Origin of the sequence: Pseudomonas sp. MF6747, assembly GCF_963890955.1 — a bacterium.
In the GTDB taxonomy this organism is placed as follows: domain Bacteria; phylum Pseudomonadota; class Gammaproteobacteria; order Pseudomonadales; family Pseudomonadaceae; genus Aquipseudomonas.
This window is the reverse complement of sequence record NZ_CAWPSZ010000024.1, coordinates 1-25,294: the sequence shown is the minus strand read 5'-3', so window position 1 is coordinate 25,294 and position 25,294 is coordinate 1. Positions and strand designations below refer to the sequence as shown.

24 protein-coding genes and 1 pseudogene are annotated in these 25,294 nt (G+C 62.1%); 15 read left to right on the top strand and 10 right to left on the bottom strand.

Annotated features, from left to right (window positions below):
* Positions 1-3 precede the first annotated feature (3 nt).
* Positions 4-585 (top strand): IMPACT family protein, encoded by a 582-nt coding sequence (locus tag AACW30_RS20935; RefSeq protein WP_200625635.1) that lies wholly within the window; start codon positions 4-6, stop codon positions 583-585.
* A gap of 66 nt (positions 586-651) precedes the next feature.
* On the opposite strand, the gene AACW30_RS20930 is transcribed toward AACW30_RS20935, so the two are convergent.
* Positions 652-1,068 (bottom strand): hypothetical protein, encoded by a 417-nt coding sequence (locus tag AACW30_RS20930; protein ID WP_106577749.1) that lies wholly within the window; start codon positions 1,066-1,068, stop codon positions 652-654.
* Positions 1,069-1,150: 82 nt separating this feature from the next.
* On the opposite strand from AACW30_RS20930, the gene AACW30_RS20925 reads away from it, so the two are divergent.
* The 3 genes from AACW30_RS20925 (at position 1,151) to AACW30_RS20915 (ending at position 3,852) form a co-directional block, all read left to right on the top strand.
* Positions 1,151-1,501 carry a MerR family transcriptional regulator gene (locus AACW30_RS20925; RefSeq protein WP_200625634.1) on the top strand — a complete coding sequence of 117 codons (351 nt, stop codon included), beginning with the start codon at positions 1,151-1,153 and terminating at the stop codon, positions 1,499-1,501.
* Between the two features lie 25 nt (positions 1,502-1,526).
* Positions 1,527-2,213 (top strand): SDR family oxidoreductase, encoded by a 687-nt coding sequence (locus tag AACW30_RS20920; RefSeq protein WP_169368130.1) that lies wholly within the window; start codon positions 1,527-1,529, stop codon positions 2,211-2,213.
* Positions 2,214-2,493: 280 nt separating this feature from the next.
* Positions 2,494-3,852, top strand: coding sequence for an 8-oxoguanine deaminase (locus tag AACW30_RS20915; RefSeq protein ID WP_106577746.1), 1,359 nt, complete (start codon positions 2,494-2,496; stop codon positions 3,850-3,852).
* A gap of 135 nt (positions 3,853-3,987) precedes the next feature.
* On the opposite strand, the gene AACW30_RS20910 is transcribed toward AACW30_RS20915, so the two are convergent.
* Complete coding sequence (locus tag AACW30_RS20910; protein ID WP_200625633.1) at positions 3,988-5,079, bottom strand: calcium:proton antiporter; 1,092 nt, start codon at positions 5,077-5,079, stop codon at positions 3,988-3,990.
* A gap of 194 nt (positions 5,080-5,273) precedes the next feature.
* Between AACW30_RS20910 and AACW30_RS20905 the strand changes: the two genes are divergently transcribed.
* The gene (locus tag AACW30_RS20905) at positions 5,274-6,227 is read left to right on the top strand and encodes an adenosine deaminase (RefSeq protein ID WP_119737737.1); all 954 of its coding nucleotides are present in this window, start codon (positions 5,274-5,276) and stop codon (positions 6,225-6,227) included.
* A 136-nt stretch (positions 6,228-6,363) separates the two neighbouring features.
* On the opposite strand, the gene AACW30_RS20900 is transcribed toward AACW30_RS20905, so the two are convergent.
* From AACW30_RS20900 to AACW30_RS20890, 3 genes are all read right to left on the bottom strand, one after another.
* Positions 6,364-7,734, bottom strand: a complete 1,371-nt coding sequence (locus AACW30_RS20900; RefSeq protein ID WP_200625632.1) for an MFS transporter — start codon at positions 7,732-7,734, stop codon at positions 6,364-6,366.
* Between the two features lie 57 nt (positions 7,735-7,791).
* Entirely contained in the window at positions 7,792-8,526 is a 735-nt protein-coding gene (locus tag AACW30_RS20895; protein ID WP_169368128.1) for an ArsR/SmtB family transcription factor, read from the bottom strand.
* 134 nt (positions 8,527-8,660) lie between these two features.
* A complete protein-coding gene (locus AACW30_RS20890) occupies positions 8,661-9,590 on the bottom strand; it encodes a LysR family transcriptional regulator (protein ID WP_124416343.1) in 930 nt (309 codons plus the stop codon).
* Between the two features lie 118 nt (positions 9,591-9,708).
* Between AACW30_RS20890 and AACW30_RS20885 the strand changes: the two genes are divergently transcribed.
* The 3 genes from AACW30_RS20885 (at position 9,709) to AACW30_RS20875 (ending at position 11,367) form a co-directional block, all read left to right on the top strand.
* On the top strand, positions 9,709-10,002 hold the full coding sequence (locus AACW30_RS20885; RefSeq protein WP_119737745.1) for a putative quinol monooxygenase: 294 nt from the start codon (positions 9,709-9,711) through the stop codon (positions 10,000-10,002).
* Positions 10,003-10,026: 24 nt separating this feature from the next.
* Complete coding sequence (locus AACW30_RS20880) at positions 10,027-11,040, top strand: zinc-binding alcohol dehydrogenase family protein (RefSeq protein ID WP_169368127.1); 1,014 nt, start codon at positions 10,027-10,029, stop codon at positions 11,038-11,040.
* 144 nt (positions 11,041-11,184) lie between these two features.
* Positions 11,185-11,367, top strand: a complete 183-nt coding sequence (locus tag AACW30_RS20875) for a hypothetical protein (RefSeq protein ID WP_200625631.1) — start codon at positions 11,185-11,187, stop codon at positions 11,365-11,367.
* 8 nt (positions 11,368-11,375) lie between these two features.
* On the opposite strand, the gene AACW30_RS20870 is transcribed toward AACW30_RS20875, so the two are convergent.
* Together AACW30_RS20870 and AACW30_RS20865 are read right to left on the bottom strand one after the other, a co-directional pair.
* Positions 11,376-12,569, bottom strand: coding sequence for a multidrug effflux MFS transporter (locus AACW30_RS20870; RefSeq protein ID WP_200625630.1), 1,194 nt, complete (start codon positions 12,567-12,569; stop codon positions 11,376-11,378).
* Positions 12,570-12,656: 87 nt separating this feature from the next.
* Positions 12,657-12,854 (bottom strand): heavy-metal-associated domain-containing protein, encoded by a 198-nt coding sequence (locus tag AACW30_RS20865; RefSeq protein ID WP_106577736.1) that lies wholly within the window; start codon positions 12,852-12,854, stop codon positions 12,657-12,659.
* Positions 12,855-13,001: 147 nt separating this feature from the next.
* Here AACW30_RS20865 and AACW30_RS20860 point away from each other — a divergent pair, with 147 nt between their 5' ends.
* The 3 genes from AACW30_RS20860 (at position 13,002) to cueR (ending at position 16,133) form a co-directional block, all read left to right on the top strand.
* Positions 13,002-13,382, top strand: a complete 381-nt coding sequence (locus tag AACW30_RS20860; RefSeq protein WP_106577735.1) for a hypothetical protein — start codon at positions 13,002-13,004, stop codon at positions 13,380-13,382.
* A gap of 151 nt (positions 13,383-13,533) precedes the next feature.
* Positions 13,534-15,735, top strand: coding sequence for a heavy metal translocating P-type ATPase (locus AACW30_RS20855; RefSeq protein ID WP_200625629.1), 2,202 nt, complete (start codon positions 13,534-13,536; stop codon positions 15,733-15,735).
* Complete coding sequence (gene cueR / locus AACW30_RS20850; RefSeq protein ID WP_106577733.1) at positions 15,732-16,133, top strand: Cu(I)-responsive transcriptional regulator; 402 nt, start codon at positions 15,732-15,734, stop codon at positions 16,131-16,133. Before AACW30_RS20855 ends, cueR begins: the two co-directional genes overlap by 4 nt.
* 155 nt (positions 16,134-16,288) lie before the next feature.
* Here the strand turns inward: cueR and AACW30_RS20845 are convergent, their stop codons facing one another.
* The gene (locus AACW30_RS20845; protein ID WP_106577732.1) at positions 16,289-17,185 is read right to left on the bottom strand and encodes a PA4780 family RIO1-like protein kinase; all 897 of its coding nucleotides are present in this window, start codon (positions 17,183-17,185) and stop codon (positions 16,289-16,291) included.
* 135 nt (positions 17,186-17,320) lie between these two features.
* Positions 17,321-18,598 carry an acetyl-CoA C-acetyltransferase gene (locus AACW30_RS20840; protein ID WP_200625628.1) on the bottom strand — a complete coding sequence of 426 codons (1,278 nt, stop codon included), beginning with the start codon at positions 18,596-18,598 and terminating at the stop codon, positions 17,321-17,323.
* Positions 18,599-18,711: 113 nt separating this feature from the next.
* Here AACW30_RS20840 and AACW30_RS20835 point away from each other — a divergent pair, with 113 nt between their 5' ends.
* From AACW30_RS20835 to AACW30_RS20820, 4 genes are all read left to right on the top strand, one after another.
* A complete protein-coding gene (locus AACW30_RS20835) occupies positions 18,712-20,064 on the top strand; it encodes a 3-oxoacyl-ACP reductase (RefSeq protein ID WP_200625627.1) in 1,353 nt (450 codons plus the stop codon).
* 2 nt (positions 20,065-20,066) lie between these two features.
* Entirely contained in the window at positions 20,067-20,915 is an 849-nt protein-coding gene (locus AACW30_RS20830) for a MaoC family dehydratase (RefSeq protein ID WP_124416339.1), read from the top strand.
* 292 nt (positions 20,916-21,207) lie between these two features.
* Entirely contained in the window at positions 21,208-23,028 is a 1,821-nt protein-coding gene (locus tag AACW30_RS20825) for a collagen-like triple helix repeat-containing protein (RefSeq protein WP_234452753.1), read from the top strand.
* A gap of 181 nt (positions 23,029-23,209) precedes the next feature.
* Entirely contained in the window at positions 23,210-24,892 is a 1,683-nt protein-coding gene (locus AACW30_RS20820) for a ShlB/FhaC/HecB family hemolysin secretion/activation protein (RefSeq protein WP_200625626.1), read from the top strand.
* 320 nt (positions 24,893-25,212) lie between these two features.
* Here AACW30_RS20820 and AACW30_RS20815 read toward each other — a convergent pair.
* Positions 25,213-25,294 (bottom strand): annotated as a pseudogene (locus tag AACW30_RS20815) (response regulator); the annotation flags it as partial.

Genomic DNA, 25,294 nt, shown 5'->3' with positions numbered 1-25,294 from the left:
CTTATGCCTTTCACGCTTACCGGCCTTTGCGAATTTCGTGAAGAAATACGCAAAAGCCGCTTTATTACCCTCGCGGCGCCGATCACCAGCGCGCAAGACGCCCAAGCGTTTTTCGAGCAACACAGCGACCTCAACGCCACGCACAACTGCTGGGCCTGGAAACTCGCCGATCAGTACCGCAGCAACGACGATGGCGAGCCCGGCGGTACCGCGGGGCGGCCGATTCTGGCCGCCATCGAAGCCCAAGGCTTTGATCAGGTCGCCGTGCTGGTGATTCGCTGGTACGGCGGCATTCAGCTGGGCACCGGTGGCCTCGCCCGTGCCTATGGCGGCGGCGCGAACAAATGCCTGCAAAATGCCGAGCGCATCGAGCTGATCAGCCGCGTGCCACTGAGCTGCGCCTGCGGCTTTTCGGAGCTGAACCTGGTGAAACTGCGTGTCGCCGAACTGGGTGGGCTGGTGGTGGACGAGACCTTCACCGCCAATGGTGTTGAGCTGCAGCTGGCACTGGGCGAGGCGGCTATCGACACGCTGCAAAACCAACTCGCCGACCTGAGCCGTGGGCGCATCCTGCTGGAGCGCTGAAACTGCCCACATCTACTGTGCACCTGCCTGTGGATAACCTGAGCACATCCGCCTGTAACCCTTCTGTCATAAGGGCTTACGGGCGCCGGTCATTTTTTGATCAGTCTTCACGGGGACAATTTGCGCGATCCCCCACGCTCCCTCAAACAGCAACGTTACCCACAGCACCGCCGTCGCGCCCTGCATCAGCGCGTAGAGCTGCCAGGTCGCGAACAGTGCGCGGCCGGCCGCGTCATAGAGGCCAAACTGGCGCTGCGGGTCGCGAATTCGCAGCACTGCCCACACGCACACAATCGAGCCGAGCAAATTGGCCATCAGCACATGCGCCGGTGCAAACGCCGGCAACGTCCCCGGCAGGTTCAAACCCTGCAATACGCTGTGCACAAACACAAAGCTCCACGGTGTGACAAACGCCGCGGTCACGATCAAGTCATACCAGGCGCTGGCGCGCACCAGTGTTCGGTATTGGGCAGCGGTCCACATATCGGCAAGCTCCTTGAATTAAGAAGCCAGCAGGCTAAAGCCTGGAGTATGCTCCAGGGTCAAGCCCTTTCGAGCCCGCCTCATGCGTATTGGCGAACTAGCCCAGGCCAGCCAGGTCAGCCGCGACACACTGCGTTTCTACGAGCAGCGCGGGTTGATCGCAGCACAACGCAGCGCCAATGGTTACCGCGACTACCCGCCGGACATGGTGCAACTGGTGCTCTACATCAAAACTGCGCAACGCCTGGGCTTCAGCCTCAGCGAGATCGGCAGCAGCGTCGCCGCCCTCTGGCAGGCGCCCGACCCCGACAGCGCTGTCACACAATTGCTGCAAGACAAGCTCAACCTGATCGAAACCCGTATCAGCGAACTCGGCCACCTGCGCCAGGAGTTGCAGCAAAGGCTCGGGCAACGTTGTCCACTGAATCCGTGAACCTCCATTCCAAAGGATGCCTTTCATGTCTACGCCAAAAACCGCACTGATCATCGGCGCCTCGCGCGGGCTGGGCCTTGGCCTGGTCAAACAATTGCTTCAGGACGGCTGGGATGTGACCGCCACCGTGCGCGACCCGAACAAGGCCGATGCGCTCAAAGCCACAGGCCCGGTACACGTCGAGAAGCTGGACATAGACGATCAGCAAGCCGTGATCGCTCTGAGCCAGCGCCTCAAGGACCGCACCTTCGACCTGCTGTTCGTCAACGCCGGCGTCAAAGGCCCCGCCAATCAAGAGCCTGGCCACGCCACCCTGGCGGAAGTCGGCCAGCTGTTCTTCACCAACGCCGTGGCGCCGATCAACCTGGCCCAGCGTTTTGTCGGGCAGATTCGCAAAGACAGCGGCGTGCTGGCCTTCATGAGCTCGGTGCTCGGCAGCGTGACCATTCCCGACGGTGCGGACCTGGCGCTGTACAAGGCCAGCAAGGCTGCACTCAACTCCATGACCAACAGCTTTATCACCCAACTCGGCGACCACAAGCTCACCGTGCTGTCGCTGCACCCGGGCTGGGTGAAGACGGATATGGGCGGTGAAAACGCGCTCATTGATGTCGACACCAGCGTGCGCGGCCTGATCGATCAGGTAAATGCCTACACGGGCAAGGGCGGCCATCACTTCGTGGACTACAAAGGCGACACCATCGCCTGGTAATACCCCGGTTCTACATGCGGGAACGGGCTTGCCCGCGAAGACGTCGGCCCAGCCAACATTAATGTTGACTGGCACACCGCTATCGCGGGCCAGCCCGCTCCCACAGGGGACTGCTTAACTGAACGGCATTGGTGACTCAAGAGCACCTCGCGCCTGCAGCTGGACCGGATCCGGAACTCCACGTAATCTATCGACCTCGCCTTAACCGGCGACCCTGGATCAGCAGACAGGGCAACACTGAGCTGGCAAACCTGAACCCATCATTCAGAGGAGCCGGCCAATGCCTGCGACCCGTATCTGGTTAAAAAACCCCCTCGCGATTTTCACTGCCAATGGCCTCGATGCCCGTGGCGGCCTGGTGCTGCAAGACGGTGTGATCACCGAACTGCTGGGCTGGGGACAAGAGCCTGCCGTGCCCTGCGCACAGGTGTTTGACGCACGCGAACATGTGATCCTGCCGGGGCTGATCAACACCCATCATCACTTCTACCAGACCCTGACCCGCGCCTGGGCACCGGTGGTCAACCAGCCGTTGTTCCCGTGGCTCAAAACCCTCTACCCGGTGTGGGCCCGGCTGACCCCGGAAAAGCTCGCCCTGGCGTCCAAAGTCGCCTTGGCGGAATTGCTGCTCTCAGGCTGCACCACCGCGGCCGATCACCACTACCTGTTCCCTGACGGCCTGGAAAATGCCATCGACGTGCAAGTGCAAAGCGTGCGCGAACTGGGCATGCGCGCCATGCTCACCCGCGGTTCCATGAGCCTGGGCGAAGCCGACGGCGGCCTACCGCCGCAGCAAACCGTGCAACAAGGCCAAGTGATCCTCGACGATAGCCAACGCCTGATCCGCGAATACCATGAGCGCGGCGACGGCGCGCAGATCCAGATTGCCCTGGCGCCCTGCTCGCCGTTTTCGGTCACCCCGCAAATCATGCAAGCCAGCGCCGAACTGGCCAACAGCCTCGATGTGCGCCTGCACACGCACCTGGCGGAAACCCTCGACGAAGAAGACTTCTGCCTGCAGCGCTTCGGTCTGCGCACCGTGGATTATCTCGACAGCGTCGGCTGGCTCGGCCCACGCACCTGGCTGGCCCATGGCATTCACTTCAACCCGGATGAAATCGCGCGCCTGGGCGCCGCCGGTACCGGTATCTGCCATTGCCCAAGCTCGAACATGCGCCTGGCCTCCGGCATCTGCCCGACCCTGGACCTGCTCGCCGCCGGTGCGCCGATTGGCCTTGGCGTGGACGGCTCCGCGTCCAACGATGCCTCGAACATGATCCTCGAAACCCGCCAGGCCTTGTACATCCAGCGCCTGCGTTACGGCGCGGAAAAGATCACCCCCGAAGGCGTGCTGGGCTGGGCGACCAAAGGCTCGGCGCAATTACTGGGGCGTACGGATATCGGTGAACTGGCCGTGGGCAAACAGGCTGACCTGGCACTGTTCAAGCTTGATGAGCTGCGTTTTTCCGGCAGTCACGATCCGATTTCGGCGTTGCTGCTGTGCGGCGCCGACCGGGCGGATCGGGTGATGATCGGGGGCAAATGGCGGGTGATTGACGGGCAGGTTGAAGGCCTGGATTTGAAAGGTTTGATTGCCGATCACACACAGGCGGCGAAACAGCTGATCGCCGGAACCTAAGCCAGGCATATCAAAATGTGGGAGCTGGCTTGCCTGCGATAGCATCATCTCGGTGCAACTGAAAAACCTGGGTGTCTGCATCGCAGGCACGCCAGCTCCCACAAAACCCAGCTCCCACATTGAGTTCTGCGGTTTCTACAACCCCAACAGCGACAGCATGATAAACGTCGCAAACAACACGAAATGGGTCATCCCTTCGATGGCATTCGTCTCGCCATCGTTGAGGTTGATCGCACTGACAACCAGCGTGATCAACACCATCACGGTTTGCACCGGCGTCATCGCCATCTGGAACGGCTGGCCGGTGTAGAGCGCCATGGCCTCCATCACCGGCACCGTCAAAATCACCGTCGACAACGACGCACCGAGTGCGATGTTGACCACCGACTGCATGCGGTTAGCCAAGGCTGCGCGCAAGGCCGTCAGAATTTCCGGCGCCGCCGAAATAGCCGCCACCACAATCGCCGTGACCACCGGCGGCGCGCCCGTGCCTTCCAGGCCCAGGTCGAGGGTCTTGGACATCACCTCGGCCAGTGCGCCGATCACAACCACGCCAAACACCAATGTGCCAATGGAGAAGGCCAGGCTGATTGGCGGTTCCTGCAGTTCTTCCGGCTGTTTCTTGCGGCGTTTTTCCGGGTAGCTGTAGCTGAAGAAGTAACTGTGCGGCCCCACCTGCATGCGCAAAAACAGGGTGTAAAGCAGCACCATCGCGCCGATGGTGAACGCCGAGTAAATTTTCCAGTCGGCCTGGGGGATGAATTCCGGCACCACCATCGACACGCCCATGGCGGTGAGGATCATCACGCTGTAGCTGCGTGCCGAGTCATCGTTGTAGGACTGTTCGCCATGTTTGATGCCGCCCATCAGCGCAGCCAGGCCGAGGATGCCGTTGATATCGAGCATCACTGCCGAATAAATCGTGTCGCGTACCAAGGTGGGCGATGGCTCGTTGCTCATCATGATCGCCAGGATCACCACTTCCACCAGCACCGCGGCCAGGGTCAGGATCATGGTGCCGTAAGGGTCACCGACCTTTTCCGCCAGTTGCTCGGCGTGGTGGGCAACACGCATCGAGGCCACGACGATGAAGACGATCAACGCCACGCCGCTGAGCAACGCCACCATCTGCCCGCTGTGCAGCATCCAGTGCTCCAACGGGTAGGCGACGATGGCGGCAATCAGCGCCAGCACCATGTATTTTTCTTGCTTGAGGGATGTGAGCATTCCGGGCCTTTTCATGCAGCAAATCAGTCATTGATGGGGTACAGACTGCACCACGCCGCTAACGTTTCGTTACACCTTAGTTCACGTGGCCCTTGCACGAATAAAACCAATACTCTCCTGCTGGTCAGGTTTTGCCGATTATTTCGGCCATGGCCTGTAGAATGCCGCCATTGCACCTGATGAGAATTTAGAAAATGTACGATTGGCTCAACGCCCTGCCCAAGGCTGAATTGCACCTGCACCTGGAAGGCTCGCTGGAGCCTGAGTTGCTGTTCGCACTGGCCGAACGCAACAAGATTGCACTGCCTTGGAACGACGTCGAAACCCTGCGCAAGGCCTACGCCTTCAACAATCTGCAAGAGTTTCTCGACCTGTATTACCAGGGCGCCGATGTGCTGCGCACCTCCCAGGATTTCTACGACCTGACCTGGGCCTACCTGCTGCGCTGCAAAGAACAGAACGTGATCCACACAGAACCCTTCTTCGACCCGCAAACCCACACCGACCGTGGCGTGCCGTTCGAAGTCGTGCTCAACGGCATCGCCGCTGCGCTCAAAGATGGCGAGCAGCAACTGGGCATCACCAGCGGTTTGATCTTGAGTTTCCTGCGCCACTTGAGCGAAGCCGAAGCCGAGAAAACCCTCGACCAGGCGCTGCCGTTCCGTGATGCGTTTGTGGCTGTAGGCCTGGACAGCTCGGAAATGGGCCACCCGCCGAGCAAGTTCCAGCGCGTGTTCGATCGTGCCCGCCACGAAGGCTTCCTCACCGTGGCCCACGCCGGCGAAGAAGGCCCGCCCGAGTACATCTGGGAAGCCATCGACCTGCTGAAAATCCAGCGTATCGACCATGGCGTGCGCGCCATCGAAGACGAGCGCTTGATGCAGCGGATCATCGACGAGCAGATCCCGCTGACCGTGTGCCCGCTGTCCAACACCAAGCTGTGCGTGTTCGACGACATGGCCCAGCACAACATCCTCGACATGCTCGAGCGTGGCGTGAAAGTCACGGTGAACTCGGATGACCCGGCGTACTTCGGCGGTTACGTCACCGAGAACTTCCACGCGCTGTACACCTCGCTGGGCATGACCCAGGACCAGGCCAAACGCCTGGCGCAGAACAGCCTGGATGCGCGGCTCGTGAAGCCTTAAGCAACAACGGCTGACACGACAAAATCAATGTGGGAGCGGGCTTGCTCGCGAAGGCGATGTATCAGTCAATACCTGTGTCGACTGAAACACCGCCTTCGCGAGCACGCCCGCGCCCACAGTGGTGGTGTGCTGTTCCTCAGACTTCGGTCAGTTCTTCCAGCGTCTTGCCCTTCGTCTCCCTCCCAAATACCCACACCACCAGCGCCGCTACGGCAAAACACAGCGCGCCCAAAGCAAACACCCCGCCCTGCCCCGTTATCGGAAACACCAGCCCCGTTACCAACGGCCCGAGCAACGAGCCCACGCGACCAATCGCCGAAGCGAACCCGGAACCGGTTGCCCGCGCCGACGTGGGATACAGCTCAGGCGTGTAGGTGTACAGCACCGCCCACATGCCAAACAGAAAGAACTGCATCAACAGCCCCGACGTAATCAGCAGCCCCACGTTGCCGCCAAACACAGCGCTTTGCCCGTACACAAACGCCATCACGCCACCGCCCAGCAAGGTCACAACGCAGACCGGCTTGCGCCCCCAACGCTCCACCAGCCAGGCGGCCATCAGAAACCCGGGAATCCCGCCCAGGGAAATGATCACCGTGTAGTACACCGACTGAGTGACCGCAAACCCCGATTGCTGCAACAACGCGCTCAACCAGGAGGTGAGCCCGTAGAAGCCGAGCAATGCAAAGAACCACACACTCCAGATCATCATCGTGCGTTGCCGATACTGCGGCGACCACAGCTGCTGAAACGCCGAGAAAAACGTCCCCGGCACGCTCTCAACCCGTGGCAGGGCAATTGGCGCAGGCAAGTCGGCGCGCCCCAGCGAAACGCGCACTTTTTGCTCGATACGCTGCAACACCTTATCCGCCGCCGCGTGCCGTCCGGCCTGCTCAAGCCAGCGCGGCGACTCCGGGATAAAAAACCGGATCGCCAACACAAACACCGCCGGTACTGCCAACACCAAAAAGATGTCACGCCAACCAATCACTGGCAGCAGGAAGTAAGACAGCACACCCGCCGCCACAAAACCCAACGGCCAGAAGCCATCCATCAGGGCGATGTAGCGCCCGCGCCCCTTGGCAGGAATCAACTCCGAAAGCATCGACTGCGCAATCGGAAACTCCATGCCCATGCCGATCCCCAGCAACACGCGAAACAGCGTCAGCGTCTCCACCGTCTGCGCCGTGGAACACAGGTAGCTGGCAATCCCCCACAACACGATGCTCCACTGGAACACCGGTTTGCGTCCAAACCGGTCCGCCAACATTCCGGATAAAGATGCACCGACCACCATGCCAAAAAAACTCGAACTGGCCAGCAACCCGGCCTGGGCCGTACTGAGGCCGAACTCGGTTTTGATCGACCCCAACAGGAAAGTCATCATCGCCAGGTCCATGGAGTCGAAGAAAAACGCCAGCGCGATGATGATGAAGATGATTCGGTGATAGCCGCTGATGGGTAACCGTTCCAGCCGTTCTGCTGCGCTATAGCCTTGCATGCCCATGCCGCACCCCCTGTATGAAAAATCCCCAAAGCGAGTGTGCGGTATCGTTTTGCCTGGTTATTGCTGGATGCGACCTGACTGAAACTCTGAGCGACCATTGCCTTCCTGGGGCGCGGCGAGGCGGTTGATTTCCCCAAGCCCGACGTCGGAGAACTGCAGGGCGTGGGACTCATTGACCACGCTGACCCAGCCCGACTGCAAAAACAGCTGCAACAGCCCCGCCCCCAAAGCGCCCCCCAAGTGCGGTTGCTGCTGGCTCCAGTCAAAGCAGTCGCACGCCAGGGGCGAGGCCAACGCGTGGGTGAAAATGCCCAGGCCTGCCAGGCGCTGCGCGCCCGTAACGGTGACCTCAGTACGTTGTTCATGACGGTCGATCCATCCCGCCTGAAACATGCGCTGGTAAAGCCCTGCGCCCAGTTCCCCGCCCAGGTGGCCATGGCATAACCGGGCTCGGCGCAACGACGCGGGCGCCACCAGCGCCGGCGGCACACCCAGCGGCGCACTGCGCACGGCGCTGGCCATGGTGGTACTGGCCAACGCGTCGATGGCAACGCTGACGTCAACGGCGGCGACACGAAACACGCGCTTGCCACGCTGGGCTTCAACCCGCAGCAAACCGCTTCCAGTCAGGCGCGACAAATGCGCGATCGCCGAAGCCGACGACAGCCCGGCCAGCATCGCCAGTTCCTCTGACGATTTCGCCGACCCGTCCATCAAGGCCCAAAGCATGGCGGTGCGCTTGGGCTCGCCGAGCAAGCTGGCAATGTGACTGATGCAGGGTGCTTCTTCCATGTATTCACTCCTTGTTAAACCATTTGTCTGCTGCGGTTGGAACCGAAGTATAGGGGCGCAAACCGCCCGTTCCGCGGCGTCTGACAGCGCGGATAGGGACAGGATCTGAGTGAAATTTCTTGCTTTGATGGAGGCTATTGCGCGGTGCTCAATCGCTCCGGCCATTGCGCAGTCAATGTCGCACAGCGGGCCACGAGCATTTCCCGCAACAGGTTGATGGGCTTGCTCAATTGCGCACGATGCGCGCACAGCAGGTTGAGCGGCGTGCGCTCACCGCGCAGCTCCGGCAGGATCACGCGCAGACGCCCGGCCAGCACGTCGCTGCTCACATCCAGCCAGGACTTGTAGGCGATACCGACACCCGCCACTGCCCAGCGCCGCACCACATCGGCGTCATCACTGAAGCGGTCGCCGCTCACCGTCAGGCTGACTTCACGCTTGCCATCGTGAAAACCCCAGTGGTCGTGTACGCGGCTGCCGAGCATGTACAGCAGGCAATTGTGTTGCGCCAACTGCTCCAGATGCCGCGGCTCTCCATGCCGTGCGAGGTAGCTGGGCGCGGCACACAGCACACGCCTGTTGTCCGGGGCGATGGGCAGCGCGATCAGGCTGGAGTCTTCGGGCTCGCCGTAACGCAGGGCGATATCCACCGGCTGGCGGAACAGGTCGGCGATCCGGTCGCCCAACAGCAGGCGCACGGTGAGTTGCGGGTATTCGCGCTGGAATTCATCGAGCCAGGGCAACAGTTGGTTGCGCCCGAAATCCGACGGCGCCGACAGCTGCAGCACACCGCTGACATGGTCCTGGCCGCTGGCCAACAAGCGCCGCCCTTCGTCCAGCGAACTCAAGGCTGCGCGGGCATATTCCAGAAAGCCTTCACCTTCGGCGGTCAACCGCAGGCTGCGGGTAGAGCGCGCCAGCAACCGCGTGCCCAATTGCTCTTCGATGCGCTTGAGCGCCGCGCTGGCCACGGCGGGCGACAGGTCCATGACCCGCGCGGCAGCCGACAGACTGCCCAGGTCTGCCGCGCGTACAAACAACTGCAAATCATCAAAACGCAGCATGCATTACCGCCGATTATCAAAATTTTATTGAAACAGACTGCTGTTTTAGCGGGTTTTATCTTCACGGGAAATAGCCAATCATCTGCCCATCCCGTTCACCACGTGCCAGGAGTTGAATATGTCCACTGCCTTTAACGTCATCGCCACGCTGATCGCCAAACCCGGCCAAGGGGCAACCCTGGAGACCCTGCTGCGCGGTCTGCTGGAACCGACCCGCCTGGAAGCCGGTTGCGAGCAATACGACCTGCACCAGGACCTGCAACATCCCGAGACCTTCTACATGCTCGAACGCTGGAGCGATGACGCAGCGCTGGCCGACCACGACCAGAGCGCACACATCCAGAACTTCCGCGCCAAGGCCGCTGATGTGATCGAACACTTCGAACTCAAGCGCCTGAAATTTCTTGCCTGATCACTGCCCTTTTCCGGAGTCCCCATGAAAGCCATTGCCTACTACGCTGCACTGCCCATCACCGATCCAAACTCCCTGCAAGACATCGAGCTGCCGGAGCCAGTCGCCGGCCCGCGCGACCTGCTGGTGGAAGTCAAAGCCATCTCGGTCAACCCGGTGGACACCAAGGTGCGCCAGAACGTCGCCCCGGAAAACGGTGCCGCCAAGGTGCTGGGCTGGGACGTGGCGGGTGTGGTCAAGGCCGTTGGCAGTGAGGTGACACTGTTCAAAGCCGGAGACAAGGTGTTCTACGCCGGCTCGCTGGTACGCCCGGGCGGCAACAGCGAACTGCACACCGTGGATGAGCGCATCGTCGGTCATATGCCCAAGAGCCTGGGGTTTGCCGACGCCGCCGCGCTGCCGCTGACCGCCATCACGGCCTGGGAGTTGCTGTTCGAACGCCTGCAAGTGCGTGAAGGCAAGGAAGATGAAGGCCAGAGCCTGCTGATCGTCGGCGCCGCCGGGGGTGTGGGTTCGATTCTGACCCAGCTGGCCAGCCAGCTCACTGCACTGAAAGTCATCGGCACCGCCTCGCGTCCGCAAACCCAGGAATGGGCCAAGGCGCTTGGCGCCGACCTGGTGATCGATCACAGCCAACCGCTGAGCGAAGCGCTGAAAAACGCCGGCCACCCACAGGTGACCCACGTCGCCAGCCTGACCCAGACCGATCATCACCTCGACCAGTTGGTGGAAGCCCTGGAGCCACAAGGCAAGCTGGCGTTGATCGACGATCCGAAGTCGCTGGATGTGAGCAAGCTCAAGCGCAAGAGCCTGTCGCTGCACTGGGAGTTCATGTACACGCGCTCGATGTTCGAGACGCCGGACATGATCGAACAGCACAACCTGCTCAACCGCGTGGCTCAACTGATCGACGCCGGCACCTTGAAAACCACGGTGGGCGAGCACTTTGGTGTGATCAATGCCGAGAACCTGCGCCGCGCGCACGCGCTGCTGGAAAGCGGTAAGGCCAGGGGCAAGATCGTTTTGGAAGGGTTTTAAAACCGTCTGTCAGTGTCGTCCCTTATTCCTCTGAGTAATGGACGACACCGCTAGTCAGAGAGTTGACCTTTGTCATATTTGTGAGCGCTTTCGGGTTTATATTGGCCGCCTTTGCCACGATTCTTTTACGTGAGGAAGTCAGCAATGAAGATCCTGATAAGAGCGTTAGCAAAATCCCCAGGCAACAAATGGCAGGTCAGCCTCGACGGCGATGCGTTCACCTTCCGCACTGAGGCCGAGGCCCGTGCCTTCGCCAACACCCTGCAAGCGCGCATCCAGGCGCCACACCGCATTCCCCTCAGCCAGCAACGCTCCGCCGCTGGCTGATCCACACCTCAGACCTGCGCTTGCACGGCCCTTGCCCGTTGCAGGCGCTGGGTCGACATTGCAATCGTTACGGCCAGTACACCGCACAAGCTGATGACCATCGCCATCGGCATCGCCGTGCCGTCGTGCAACACGCCGACCAGCGACGCCGCGCCCGCCGCCACACCAAACTGAATGCAGCCCAGCAGCGCCGAGGCGCTGCCGGCCCGTGCGCCCTGCCCGCTCATGGCGCAGGCCGAAGTGTTGGGCAAAATGCAGCCAAGGCTGGCGATGCAAATAAACAGCGGCACCAGCAACGGCCACAACGCGTCGGTGCGCAAGGCGGCAATGCCCAACAGCGACAGCGCCGCCGCCACATACACCCACACCGTGCGCGACAACAAAAACGCCGGGCCACGCTTGGCCAGCAACCGCGCATTGAGCTGCGCCACCAGGATAAAGCCGGCCGCGTTGGAGCCGAACAGCCAACCGTAATGCTCGGCAGGCACGCCGTAGAGCTTGATGAACACAAAGGGTGAGCCGGCAATGTAGGCAAACATCCCGGCAATCGAGATGCCGCCGGTCAGGGCGTAGCCCAGGTACACGCGGTCCGACAACAGCGCGCCGTAGCGGCGCAGCGAACCGGACAGTGGCTGGCGCGGCTGATGGGCCGGGAAGGTTTCCGGCAAGCCGGCTGCCACGGCGATGGCTGCCATCACGCTGAATATCGACAGCGCCAGGAAAATCGACTGCCAGCCCCACAACCCGACCATCACGCCACCCGCCAACGGTGCGAGGATCGGCGCCAGGCCGGTGACCAGCATCAGTTGCGAATAAACCTTGGCTGAGCCCACGGCATCACATTTGTCGCTGACCACCGCACGGGAAATCACCATGCCCGCACACCCGCCGAGGGCTTGCACGAAGCGCGCGCCGATCAGCCAGTCCAGGGACGGCGCATACGCGCAGGCAAAGGAGGCGACGGTAAACAGCGTTACGCCACTGAGCAGCGGCACGCGCCGGCCAAAGCGGTCGGCCAGCGGCCCGTAGATCAATTGGCCGATGGCCAGACCGCCGAAATACACCGCCAACGTCAGCTGGATATGTTTTTCGTCGGTGGCGAACGCCGTGGCCATTGCCGGAAAGCCCGGCAAGTAAAAGTCGATCGCCAACGGCGCGAAGGCGCTCAAGGCGCCCAGAATCAGGATTATGCGGAGGTTCATCAGACACCCAAGTGAGTCGGCAGCCCGACAGTCTAGCCGCGCTTGGGTGCCATGAACATTACGTTAGCTCGCTAACTATCAGAAAACTCACGCGAGCTTGGCGCTGTAGCCTTCTTCGGTGATCAGCTCGATAACCTGCTCGGCAGACAAGCGACTTTCAACACCGACTTCCTTCGCCGCCAGGTTGACGTTGACGCTCGCCGCAGGGTCCTTGCTCTGCACCGCCTGGGTCACCGCCCGAACGCAATGGCCGCAGGTCATTCCTTCCACGTTGAATACTTGCATGACATGACTCCTTTGATGAGGTGGGCGCCAGTCTCGACCTTGCCACGATGGCAAGGTCAAGTTTCAAAAACATCCGCCGGGCTGGTATTCAGCCGCCGCCTCGGCCAAGCTTCATCCCTCTTGGATTTGAACCACGGAGCATTCGCCATGCGCTGGTCGTTTTTGGCCCTTATCGGCCTGTTGAGCTTGTCTGCCGCTGCGCCCATGGCCTTCGCCGATGAAGACTATGCGGTGCTGATCATCTCCCGCGAGCGTCTGGAAGTGCCGACCAGCTGCGAGATCGGCCTGTATATCCAGGACCAGTTGGCCGGGCGCCTGTTCCAGGAACAGGCCACGTCGTTCAACTTACCGGCGGGCAACGTGTCACTGCGCTTGAAACTGCTGCCGGGCCAAGCCCCTGGCTGCTTGCCGGGCATGCTCGCGCCGCCCGCGCAGAACATCACGCTGAAGGCCGGTGATGTGCGCAAGTTGCGTATTGCCCAAGGCCCGGACGGCATGTACCTGAAACCCGCCGCCCTCGAATACTGAACACCTGCCTTGCCGGCCTCAGGTCCTTGTGTGCGCGCCTGATTCACGGTCGACATCGCCGGCCAGCCAACCGCCTGAGGCAAATAGCCCCTTGACCTTCCCCACAGGTCAAGGTTGATCCTAGGGGCATCGTCTTCTGGAGGACTGCCCCATGAATGGATCGACCACGTTTGAGCTGCCCATCAGCGGCATGACCTGTGCCAGCTGTGCCGGCCGTGTCGAGCGCGCGCTGGGCAAGGTGCCGGGAGTGCAACGTGTCAGCGTCAACCTGGCCAACGAACGCGCCCACGTCCAAGTGCTGGGCCAAATGGACCCCGGCGTACTGATCGCCGCCGTCGACAAGGCCGGCTACACCGCCAACCTGCCACAAAGCGAAACCACCACCGACGCCAATCAAGCCCAACGCCTGCATCGCGAGCGTTGGTCGCTGCTGTTGGCGATCGTGCTGGCCCTGCCGCTGGTGCTGCCGATGCTGGTGCAGCCCGTCGGCCTGCACTGGATGCTGCCCGCCTGGGTGCAATTCGCCCTGGCTACGCCGGTGCAATTCATCTTGGGTGCGCGCTTCTACAGCGCCGCATGGAAAGCCGTGCGCGCTGGCGCCGGCAACATGGACCTGCTGGTGGCCATCGGCACCAGCGCCGGTTATGGCCTGAGCATTTATGAATGGCTCACTACGCCCGCTGGCAACATGCCACACCTGTACTTTGAAGCCTCGGCCGTGGTGATCGCGCTGGTGCTGCTCGGTAAATACCTGGAAAGCCGCGCCAAGCGCCAGACCGCCAGCGCCATCCGCGCCCTCGAAGCCTTGCGCCCGGAGCGGGCAATTCGAGTGCTGGACGGCTGCGAAGAAGACGTCGCCATCAGCGCGTTGAAGCTCGGCGACCGGGTGCTGGTCAAACCCGGCGAGCGCTTCCCGGTGGACGGTGAAGTGATGGAAGGCCAAAGCCATGCCGACGAGGCCTTGATCAGCGGCGAGAGCCTGCCGGTGCCGAAACAGCCCGGCGATAAGGTCACCGGCGGCGCCATCAACGGTGAAGGTCGGTTGCTGGTGCGTACCCAGGCGTTGGGCGCCGAAAGCGTGCTGGCACGCATCATACGTCTGGTGGAAGACGCCCAGGCGGCGAAGGCACCGATCCAGAAACTGGTAGATAAGGTCAGCCAGGTGTTTGTGCCCGCCGTGCTGGTACTGGCGCTGATCACCCTGGTGGGCTGGTGGCTCTACGGCGCGCCGCTGGAAACCGCGATCATCAATGCCGTGGCGGTGCTGGTGATTGCGTGCCCGTGTGCGCTGGGCCTGGCCACGCCCACCGCGATCATGGCCGGCACCGGCGTCGCTGCGCGCCATGGCATCCTGATCAAAGACGCCGAAGCCTTGGAACGCGCCCATGCAGTCAGCGCCGTGGTCTTCGACAAGACCGGCACCCTCACCTCCGGCGCGCCGAAAATTGCGCATTTGGCAGCGGTGGATGGCAATGAGTCGCTGCTGCTGCAACGCGCCGGCGCACTGCAGCGCGGCAGCGAGCACCCGCTGGCCAAAGCCGTGCTGGATGCCTGCAGCGCCCAAGGCTTGAACGTTCCAGATGTGACTGCCAGCCAAGCGCTGAGCGGGCGCGGTATTGCGGGCACCCTCGACGGCCGACAACTGGCGTTGGGCAATCGCCGGATGCTGGAAGAAAACGGCTTGAGCGCGGGTGACCTCGCGGCGTCCGCCAGCGCTTGGGAAGCCCAAGGGCGCACGTTGTCCTGGTTGATCGAACGAGGCGCGCAACCGCGCGTGCTGGGCCTGTTCGCCTTTGGCGATACGCTCAAGCCCGGCGCACTGGAGGCCGTGGAACAACTCAGGGCCCGGCACATCAGCAGCCACTTGCTCACCGGCGACAACCGCGGCAGCGCCCGTGTGGTGGCCGAGGCACTGGGCATCGACGATGTACACGCCGAAGTACTTCCGGCCGACAAAGCCGCCATCGTCGCGCAGCTGAAAAAGACCGGCGCAGTGGCGATGGTCGGCGACGGCATCAACGACGCTCCGGCCCTGGCAGCTGCCGATATCGGCATCGCCATGGGGGGCGGCACCGACGTGGCGATGCACGCGGCGGGCATCACCTTGATGCGCGGCGACCCGCGCCTGGTGCCGGCCGCGCTGGAGATCAGCCGCAAAACCTATGCAAAAATCCGCCAGAACCTGTTCTGGGCCTTTGTGTATAACTTGATCGGCATCCCACTGGCGGCATTCGGCTTGCTCAACCCGGTGCTGGCGGGCGCGGCCATGGCCCTGTCCAGCGTCAGTGTGGTGAGCAATGCGTTACTGTTGAAAACCTGGAAGCCCAAGGATTTGGAGGATCAACGCCCATGAACATCGGCCAAGCCGCCCGTCAGAGCGGGCTGAGCGCAAAGATGATTCGTTATTACGAATCCATCGGCCTGCTTAAAGCCGCCCACCGCACCGACAGCGGTTATCGCGTGTACGGCAGCGACGACTTGCACACACTGGCGTTTATCAAACGCTCGCGGGATCTGGGGTTTTCGCTGGAGGAAGTCGGCAAACTGCTGACCTTGTGGCAAGACCGCCAGCGCGCCAGCGCCGATGTAAAAGCCTTGGCGCGCGAGCATATCGAGGCGTTGAACCAGAAGATTCTGGAGCTGGGGCAACTGCGCGACACATTGCAGGACCTGGTGGAGCACTGCCAGGGCGATCATCGGCCCGATTGCCCGATTCTCAAGGAGTTGGCATCTGGCAGCTGTTGCGCCTGATCAATGCTGATCAGGCACACTCAAAACTACATGTGGGAGCGGGCTTGCTCGCGAATGCGTAGTGTCAGTCATACATCATTTGACTGATCCATCGCATTCGCGAGCAAGCCCGCTCCCACATCAGCTCTTCCCCAGGCCGAAGGCCCGTTGTTAGATCACTGCATCCAGGGCGGCGGCGGTTCTTCCGCGGTCTTGGTCGGTGGCGCATCATCCGCCGCGCGAATCGCTTGCTTGCGCTCTTCGTCCAACCGCGCCGCTTCAATCTCGCGAATAACACCGCCCACGTCCGCCAGCTCTTCCGGTTCGTCGAACTCGCCGGTTAAAGCACTGGCCGGGTGCAAGGTGCCGGCTTCGTACAACGCCCACATTTCCTTGGCGTACTTGGTCTTCTTCAACTCCGGGGCAAAGCGCCCGAAGTAGGACGCCATGTTGCCCACATCCCGCTCCAGCATGTTGAACGCGTGGTTGTTGCCCGCCGCATCCACCGCCTGAGGCAGGTCGATGATCACCGGGCCGGTCGGCGTGAGCAGCACGTTGAACTCGGACAAGTCACCGTGCACCAGACCGGTACACAGCATCAGCACGATCTGGGAAATCAGGAAGGCATGGTATTCGCGCGCCTGGTCCGGCTCCAGCGTCACGTCATTCAGACGTGGCGCCGCATCGCCGTACTCGTCGGCCACCAGTTCCATCAACAGCACGCCTTCTAGGAAGTCGTACGGCTTGGGCACGCGAACGCCCGCACCGGCGAGGCGGAACAGCGCCGCCACTTCGGCGTTCTGCCAGGCATCTTCGGTTTCTTTCTTGCCGAACTTGGAGCCTTTGGCCATGGCCCGGGCTTGGCGGCTGTTACGGACCTTACGGCCTTCCTGGTATTCGGACGCCTGACGAAAACTTCGTTTGTTCGCCTCCTTGTAAACCTTGGCGCAACGCAATTCGTTGCCGCAGCGCACCACATAAACAGCTGCTTCTTTACCACTCATGAGTGGGCGCAGCACTTCGTCGACCAGACCGTCTTCGATCAGGGGTTCAATGCGTTTAGGAGTCTTCATCAGCTTTTATTGTGGGTCCTTTATTACCAAACACGCGTATGGCACTCGTTATACGGCAATCGGCTCGCCTCGGGGAGAGGCTAGCGACCTTTGGCACTCAAGAATGCATCCAATATGCCAATTTTTCTGCGCAACTCAGCGCTCGATAATCGCCGTCACGCCCTGCCCGCCCGCGGCGCAGATCGAAATCAGCCCACGGCCCTTGCCCGCCGCGTCCAGCAGCTTGGCCAGGTTGGCGACAATGCGCCCGCCGGTGGCCGCAAACGGATGCCCGGCAGCCAATGAACTGCCCTTGACGTTGAGCCGGCTGCGGTCGATGGCGCCCAGCGGCGCGTCCAGCCCAAGACGGGTTTTGCAGTATTCAGGGTCTTCCCAGGCTTTGAGCGTGCACAACACTTGGGCAGCGAACGCTTCGTGAATCTCGTAGTAATCAAAGTCCTGCAGCGTCAGGCCATTGCGAGCCAGCAAACGGGGCACGGCGTACACCGGCGCCATCAGCAGGCCTTCGGCGCCGTTGACGAAATCCACGGCCGCCGCTTCGCCATCGCGCAGGTACGCCAGGATCGGCAAGCCGCGCTCCTTGGCCCAGGCTTCACTGCCCAGCAGCACCAACGAGGCGCCATCGGTCAGCGGCGTGGAATTGCCGGCCGTGAGCGTGCCCTTCTCGCTGCGCTCGAACACCGGTTTGAGGCTGGCGAGTTTTTCCAGGGTCAGGTCCGGGCGCAGGTTGTTGTCGCGGGTCAGGCCGAGAAAGGGCGTGAGCAAATCGTTGTGCCAGCCTTCGGCGTAGGACGCGGCCATTTTCTGATGGCTTTCAAACGCCAACTGGTCTTGTTCGGCGCGGGGAATCTGCCAGGTCTGCGCCATCAACTCGCAGTGTTGACCCATGGACAGCCCCGTGCGCGGTTCGCCGTTGCGCGGCAGTTCCGGTTTGAGGTGATGGGGACGAAGTTGTAACAAGACTTTTAATTTGTCCGCCATGGACTTGCTGCGGTTGGCCTGCAGCAGGATCTTGCGCAGGCCTTCATTGACACCGATCGGCGCGTCGGACGTGGTGTCGACGCCACCGGCGATCCCGCACTCTATCTGCCCCAGGGCGATCTTGTTGGCCACCAGCAACGCCGCCTCAAGCCCGGTGCCGCAGGCCTGTTGAATATCGTAGGCCGGGGTTTGCGGCGAGAGGCGCGAACCCAGCACGCATTCGCGCGTGAGGTTGAAGTCGCGGGAATGCTTGAGCACCGCACCCGCGGCCACTTCGCCAATGCGCAGGCCGTGCAGGTTGTAGCGTTCGATCAGGCCTTCCAGGGCTGCGGTCAACATCGCCTGGTTACTCGCCGTGGCATACGGGCCGTTGGATCGGGCGAAGGGGATGCGATTACCGCCAATGATCGCTACACGGCGCAATTGAGTCATGGAAAGCTCCCTGAAGGTTGTGGGTGGAATCATCCAGCCTAGCCTAGGCTGATCGAACGACTACCGCACCGGGGTGGTCAACCCTTTGAACCCCAGCCTTCGGAGAGCGTTCCATGTCTGACCGTTATATCGACTTCGCCAACTCAAGCCTCGGCCATCGCCTGGTCGCCGCCATTGGCCTGCCGTCACCGGTACGCCTGGAACGCTGGCAGGCCGGGCGCCTGCGCCCGGTGGAAGGCGCGCTGCTGCTGGGCGGCGGCGCACTGGCGGCCAACGTGCTGCCGTTTGCCAATAAACTCACGGACGCTATTTACAGTTACGGTCCCGAACCGCTGACCGCACCTGCCTGGATCCCCGGACACGGCCCCAAGCTCAAGGCCGTGGTGTTCGACGCCAGCGACCTGCAGCACACCGATCAGCTCAAGCAACTGCGGGAATTTTTTCAGCCGCTGCTGAAGAATCTCGACCACAGCGCGCACCTGGTGATTCTTGGCCGAGCGCCGGAAAGCCTCAGCGATCCTTTTGCAGCCAGTGCACAGCGTGCCCTGGAGGGTTTCAGTCGCTCGCTGGCCAAGGAACTGCGCAGCGGCGGCGTGTTGCAATTGTTGTATGTGGGCGAAGGTGCCGAGGACCAGCTGGAAGGCGCGTTGCGGTTTTTCCTGTCGCCTAAAAGCGCCTACATCTCTGGCCAGGTGATCCGCCTGCAAGCCTGTGCCACGCCGGTCGAGGATTGGACTCGCCCATTGGCCGGGCGCAAGGCGCTGGTCACCGGCGCGGCGCGTGGGATTGGCGCCTCGATCGCCGAAACCCTGGCGCGCGACGGCGCCGAGGTGATCGTGCTTGATGTGCCGCAGGCCAAGGCCGATCTCGACGCCCTCGCTGCACGCCTGGGCGCCCGCACCGTGGTGCTGGATATTTGCGCCGAAGACGCGGCAACGCAATTGATCGAACAACTGCCGGACGGCATCGACATCGTGGTGCACAACGCCGGCATCACCCGCGACAAAACCTTGGCCAATATGACCCCGGAATACTGGGACGCGGTGCTGGCGGTCAACCTCAACGCGCCGCAGGTGCTGACCAAGGCCCTGCTCGACAGCGGCACCCTGCACGACAACGGGCGCGTGGTGCTGCTGGCGTCCATCAGCGGCATCGCCGGCAATCGCGGGCAAACCAACTACGCCGCGAGCAAGGCCGGGCTGATCGGCCTGGCGCAGGCCTGGGCGCCCTTGTTGAGCGAACGCGGGATCAGCATCAATGCCGTGGCGCCTGGCTTCATCGAAACCCAGATGACCGCGCACATTCCCTTCGCCCTGCGCGAGGCCGGGCGGCGCATGAGTTCACTGGGCCAGGGCGGCTTGCCGCAGGACGTGGCCGAGGCAGTGGCCTGGCTCGGCCAACCGGGTTCCGGAGCGGTCAGCGGCCAAGCGTTGCGGGTGTGTGGGCAAAGCCTGCTGGGAGCATAAATATGGATTGGCAGACCTTAGGCACGACCCCGTTTCTACCGCCGCTGTACTGGCGTGCAGCGCTCAAGCGCAAGATCACCGGCAGCACCTTGCCCGAACAGGGATTGCGCTGCCGGGTAAGCGTCAATCCCAAGGCCGTGGCGGCCTATCGCAAGGTCTGCGGCTTTGCTGACAGCCCCATTCTGCCGGCCACTTACCCGCACATCCTGGCGTTCGGTTTGCAGATGCAATTGCTCACCGCAAAAAACTTCCCGTTCCCTTTGCTGGGGTTGATTCACCTGAGCAACCGTATTCGCATCCATCGCCCATTGGGCGCGGTCAGCGAGCTGACGGTGGCCGTGCATGCGCAAAATCTCAAGCCGCACGCCAAGGGTGCAACCTTTGAAGTGGTCACCACCGTCGAGGACGCCCTTGGCCTGCTGTGGGAAGCCGAAAGCCAGATGCTCTGCCGGGGCGTGAAGCTCGAAGGCGAGTCGGTAAGTGACGCTTTGCCCAGCCCCACGCAGGTCACCGAACTGACTCGCTGGAAAGCTCCCGCCGATATCGGCCGCCGCTACGCCCGGGTGTCGGGCGACTACAACCCGATTCACTTGAGCGCCCTGACCGCCAAGGTATTCGGCTTCCCCCAGGCTATCGCGCATGGACTCTGGAACACGGCACGCACCTTCGCCGCACTGGGTGAACACTTGCCTGCGGCCACTATTGAAATCGTGGTCGAGTTCAGAAAGCCGGTCCGCCTGCCCAGTGAAGTAACGTTGCTCGCCAGTGCGCCAGGTTCCAGTGGCGAGTTGCTGTTAACGGGCGCCGGCAACATTGAACACATGGTAGGAAAGTGGCAACCGATTGCGTGAATAACGCTGATTAATTGTATATATATAGCTTAAGTTATAGCGGACCTTTAAAGGTCCGCTTTTTTATTCAAGCCATTGATTTAAAACAGATATACCTCCCCTCTCTATACCTTTGGCATTAGTCGCTAAGCACTGACGGGCGACCCGTATATAAATCGTTAATACCAAGTTGAGCATTGCGAGAAAGAGTGCCCGGGTCTGTGATAACACCACGGACAAACGTATCGCTATCCCTAGAAGTAACGAGCGTTTGAAAACAACCAAGGTTGTACAGGTGCAAGGGAACTCAATCATGAAAACTCAAACCCAAGTAGTGCTATGGAAAGCAAGTACCGCGCTGGCCCTGATCATGGCGATGAGCCTCGGTGGCTGCAGCAGCGGTGGCGGTGGACATCACAGCAGCGTCGCCGCGTCGTCGCCTGACGCAGGCGCCGGAACCGGCACAGGTACCGGAGGCGGTACAGGCGGTGGCTCCGGTGGCGGCACTGGCGGCGGAACTGGCACTGGCGGCGGTACGGATGGAGGTACCGGTGGTGGTACTGGTGGCGGAACCGGCGGAGGTACCGGCGGTGGCACAGATGGCGGTACTGGCGGTGGTACTGGTGGTGGTACTGGTGGCGGCACCGGCGGTGGCACTGGTGGCGGCACCGGCGGCGGAACTGGCGGTGGCACTGGTGGCGGAACTGGCGGCGGAACTGGCGGTGGCACTGGTGGCGGCACCGGCGGCGGAACTGGCGGTGGCACTGGTGGCGGCACTGGCGGTGGCACCGGCGGCGGTACTGGCGGTGGAACCGGCTCGATTACAACCCCACTGGTAACCGGCCAGATTGCGGGCACCCTGGGCACCACGGTGGGCAATATCGGTACAGCGGTCGGTGAAATTGGCTCGACCTTGAACGGTGTACCTATCGTCGGCGTCACCGCCGGCGGCCTGGTGACCTCCGCCGGTAATGCGGTGACCAGCATCGGCACCGGTGTGACGACCGGTCTGGGCTCATTGGGCACTGACAGCAACTCCCTGGGCAAAACAGTTGCCGGTGTGGCCAACGGCGTTGCCGACCTGGGCACCGGTGTTTCAGGCGCTGGCAAATCCCTGGGCACCACGCTGGGTGGCATCCCTGTTGTCGGCGGCCTGACCGGTGGTGTCGGCACTGCGGCGGGGGGGCTGGTGAATAACGTCGGTCAAGCGGTCACGATGCTCGGCGACACCCTCAGCACGTCCAGTACCACGGGCCCATTGGGTTCGCTGACTAACACCGTTGGCGGCAAAGTACTGGTGCCTGTGGTGTCCCTGGTGGAAAACACCACCGGCAACCTCGGCAAGGCAACGGGCCTGGGCAATCCGGTCAATGGTGTGCTGGATAAAGTTGGCGCCACTGTCACCGGCCTAGGCGGCCAGGTTGCCAGCGCCGGCGGCACCGGCAACCCGGTCACCACGATCGTCGGCGGTGCGCTGACCGGCGTCGGTGGCGTGCTCGACAAGTCGGGTGGTTATGTCGCCCCAGCCAGTGGCGCTGCGGCGCCTGGCTTGCCGGAGCTGGTGGGTGGCCTGGTGGCCAACGTGGGTAATGGTCTGAATGCCGGCAACACCAACGGCACTGTGAGTGCAGCGGGTGTAACCGGTGGCGCAGTGGGCAACACGGTCGCCTCGCTCGGCACCGTACTGGGCGGCACCGGCGTCGCCAACACCGCCGCTACAGCGCCGGTGGCTGGCCTGGCCACTAACGTTGGTGCGGCACTCAATCCTGTGACAACCGGGGTTAGCACCTTGACGCAGAACATCGGCACCACCACAGGTATCGGCGCTCCCGTCAACGGCCTGGTGACTCAAGTCGGCGGCGCAGTCAGCGGTATCGGCACCAACCTGACCGCTGCCAATGCCAACCCGATCACTAACGCTGTAGGCACCACCGTAACGGCCGTCGGCAACACCGTAGGCGCAGTGGGCGGCTTAGTCACCGGTGGCACCAGTGGCGCAAGTGGCAGTGGTGGCGGTCTGCTCGGTGGGCTGACTGTAGGCGCTGGCGCCAGCACTTCGGCCAGTGGCAGTGCAAGCACAGGCACAAGCGGCGGTCTGGGAGGTTTGCTGAACGGCCTGACCGGCAAAAAATAGAATTGCACCTGGCCGATTAGACGGCCTCCCCTACAGCGCCTACGCTTGGTTGAGACGAGAGACCCTTATAAGTCTCTCGTCTTTTTTATGGGCTGGCGTTAACGACTGCCGCGCCCTCCCGCACCGCGTCCAAGAACCGGCGGGCCCGAAACGCTGCTGCAGTTTGACCATGGAGTGTCCTATGCGCGTGTTGACGCCGTTGTTATTGCTTACCCTCAGTGCCTACGTCCAGGCCGAGACCCTTCCCAGCTTTCTTAACAGCAACGACACCATTCGCACCCTGCCGGTGCCTAACCTTCCCGCCGATGCCTATCGACCGGTCACACCACAGACCCAGGTGCCGCAGGCGCCTGCGACCCAGAACCAGCCCTTGCAGATGGACACCAAAGTCACCATCCGCAAGCTGCAGATCGAGGGCGGTACGGTCTACCCGCTGGCGGACACGGCCAAGGCCTACGCATCGCTGATTGGCCATGAGACCAACCTGGCGCAACTGATCGAAGCCACCCGCAGCATCACCCGCCGCTATCAGGACGACGGCTACCTGTTGTCCTACGCGTTCCTGCCGCAGCAGTCCTTCGAAAACGGCCTGGTGCGCGTGGTACTGGTGGAGGGCTACATCAAGGATTATCAGCAAAGCGGCGACATCGGCTCGGTGTCGGCCTACGTCGATAAACTCGCAGAAAAACTACTGGCTGAACGCCCTCTCACGCGCAAGACGTTCGAGCGCTATACCACCCTGATGGGCCGTATCCCCGGCGTAACCCTGCAAGCGCAAGTGCCACCGCCGGGCACCACGGATGGCGCCACGCACATGAACATCGAAGCCACACGCAAGCCGTTTACAACCAGCATGAGCCTGGTCGACGAAAACCGTGGCGGCACCCAAGCCTTGCTCACCGCCACCAGCAATGCCCAGACGTCCATGGGCGAACAGCTCAACGTCAGCGGCCTGTTCCCGCCGGGCGACGATAAAGAACACTACTACCGCGTGGGCTACAGCCAGTTCATCAACGCCGAGGGCAGCCAGTTGGTAGTGGGCGCCGAGCGCTACCGCGCCGACCCCAAAAGCAACATACAGCTGGACGGCGGCTTCGAACTCAAGCCGCATCAGGCGATCGATCGCTACACCATTGGCCTCAGCCATCCGCTGATTGCCTCACCCACCGAATCCTTGACCCTGGGCACACGCCTGTATGCCGTTGACCAGACCACGCGCTATCAACTGGTGGGCTACCCCAACCGTTTCGACATCGAAACCAACCTGCGCGCGCTGGCGTTCGAGGCCGACTGGCGCAAAGCCGACACTCGCCAATTACGCATCCTCAGCGCCGGCCTGTACCAAGGCATCAACGGTCTGGGGGCCACGACCCGCAGCGACCTGGAAGTCACCAAGCCTGACCTGGACTTCTTCCGCCTGCGCCTGTCCGGCGTGCAAAGCGACAAGTTTTTCGATAACTGGCAAGGCGTGCTGTCGGGGGCGTTCTACTGGAGCGACGACACCTTGCCCGACAGTGAACGCGCCACCTTCGGCGGGCAGAATTTCGGCCGCGGATATCCCGACGACCAAGCCTCGGGTGACAAGGGTTGGGGCGTGGCCTATGAGGTCAACTACAGCTTCAACCGTGCCGGCGACTGGGTGAAGGTTCTGCAACCCTACGTGGTTCTCGACCGCGCCAAAACCTGGTTCAACGAGCTGCCGGTCAAAGGAAACGACATGTCATCGGCGGCTGTGGGACTGCGCTTTGGCGACAACAAGTACTACAACATCGCCCTTGAAGCCGCCAAGCCGATGTCGGACATCGCCCTGGACAGCTTCAACCGGCGGCCACGGTATACGCTGAGTTTCAGCTATCAACTTTGAGTGTTTGCGGTAACAGCCGTGTTCCTGGCCAATGGACTTGTCTTTGGCCAGGGGGTTGGTCTGTAGCCAGTGGTTTGTCCTTAGCCAGTGGGTTGGTCTGTAGCCATTGGCTTTGTCTTTGGTCAGCGGGTTTGTCCGTGGCGAGCGGGCTTGCCCTGCGTTGGGTCGCGAAGCGGCCCTGACCTAGTCGCCGCATTTTCCCCTTCAAAACCGCGTTGGCAGGTTTAGGCGCCGCTTCGCAGCGCAACGCGGGGCAAGCCCGCTCGCCACAGGCAAGCCCGCTCGCCACGGACACGCCTCTCGCCGCAGAAAGCCCGCGCCTACAGTTTGTGTTTGATCAGCGGAAACAGGCTGTTGAGGGTATCGATCAACCGCACCAGATAGATGGGTTTGCGAAACAGG

Coding starts and splice junctions, on each gene's coding strand:
- AACW30_RS20920 (WP_169368130.1), top strand. CDS start 1,527: ATGTCTACGCCAAAAACCGCACTGATCATCGGCGCCTCGCGCGGGCTG.
- AACW30_RS20840 (WP_200625628.1), bottom strand. CDS start 18,598: ATGACTCAATTGCGCCGTGTAGCGATCATTGGCGGTAATCGCATCCCC.
- AACW30_RS20865 (WP_106577736.1), bottom strand. CDS start 12,854: ATGCAAGTATTCAACGTGGAAGGAATGACCTGCGGCCATTGCGTTCGG.
- AACW30_RS20875 (WP_200625631.1), top strand. CDS start 11,185: ATGAAGATCCTGATAAGAGCGTTAGCAAAATCCCCAGGCAACAAATGG.
- AACW30_RS20820 (WP_200625626.1), top strand. CDS start 23,210: ATGCGCGTGTTGACGCCGTTGTTATTGCTTACCCTCAGTGCCTACGTC.
- AACW30_RS20905 (WP_119737737.1), top strand. CDS start 5,274: ATGTACGATTGGCTCAACGCCCTGCCCAAGGCTGAATTGCACCTGCAC.
- AACW30_RS20915 (WP_106577746.1), top strand. CDS start 2,494: ATGCCTGCGACCCGTATCTGGTTAAAAAACCCCCTCGCGATTTTCACT.
- AACW30_RS20845 (WP_106577732.1), bottom strand. CDS start 17,185: ATGAAGACTCCTAAACGCATTGAACCCCTGATCGAAGACGGTCTGGTC.
- AACW30_RS20930 (WP_106577749.1), bottom strand. CDS start 1,068: ATGTGGACCGCTGCCCAATACCGAACACTGGTGCGCGCCAGCGCCTGG.
- AACW30_RS20870 (WP_200625630.1), bottom strand. CDS start 12,569: ATGAACCTCCGCATAATCCTGATTCTGGGCGCCTTGAGCGCCTTCGCG.
- AACW30_RS20895 (WP_169368128.1), bottom strand. CDS start 8,526: ATGGAAGAAGCACCCTGCATCAGTCACATTGCCAGCTTGCTCGGCGAG.
- AACW30_RS20830 (WP_124416339.1), top strand. CDS start 20,067: ATGGATTGGCAGACCTTAGGCACGACCCCGTTTCTACCGCCGCTGTAC.
- AACW30_RS20935 (WP_200625635.1), top strand. CDS start 4: ATGCCTTTCACGCTTACCGGCCTTTGCGAATTTCGTGAAGAAATACGC.
- AACW30_RS20900 (WP_200625632.1), bottom strand. CDS start 7,734: ATGGGCATGCAAGGCTATAGCGCAGCAGAACGGCTGGAACGGTTACCC.
- AACW30_RS20880 (WP_169368127.1), top strand. CDS start 10,027: ATGAAAGCCATTGCCTACTACGCTGCACTGCCCATCACCGATCCAAAC.
- AACW30_RS20835 (WP_200625627.1), top strand. CDS start 18,712: ATGTCTGACCGTTATATCGACTTCGCCAACTCAAGCCTCGGCCATCGC.
- AACW30_RS20825 (WP_234452753.1), top strand. CDS start 21,208: ATGAAAACTCAAACCCAAGTAGTGCTATGGAAAGCAAGTACCGCGCTG.
- AACW30_RS20860 (WP_106577735.1), top strand. CDS start 13,002: ATGCGCTGGTCGTTTTTGGCCCTTATCGGCCTGTTGAGCTTGTCTGCC.
- cueR (WP_106577733.1), top strand. CDS start 15,732: ATGAACATCGGCCAAGCCGCCCGTCAGAGCGGGCTGAGCGCAAAGATG.
- AACW30_RS20855 (WP_200625629.1), top strand. CDS start 13,534: ATGAATGGATCGACCACGTTTGAGCTGCCCATCAGCGGCATGACCTGT.
- AACW30_RS20925 (WP_200625634.1), top strand. CDS start 1,151: ATGCGTATTGGCGAACTAGCCCAGGCCAGCCAGGTCAGCCGCGACACA.
- AACW30_RS20890 (WP_124416343.1), bottom strand. CDS start 9,590: ATGCTGCGTTTTGATGATTTGCAGTTGTTTGTACGCGCGGCAGACCTG.
- AACW30_RS20885 (WP_119737745.1), top strand. CDS start 9,709: ATGTCCACTGCCTTTAACGTCATCGCCACGCTGATCGCCAAACCCGGC.
- AACW30_RS20910 (WP_200625633.1), bottom strand. CDS start 5,079: ATGCTCACATCCCTCAAGCAAGAAAAATACATGGTGCTGGCGCTGATT.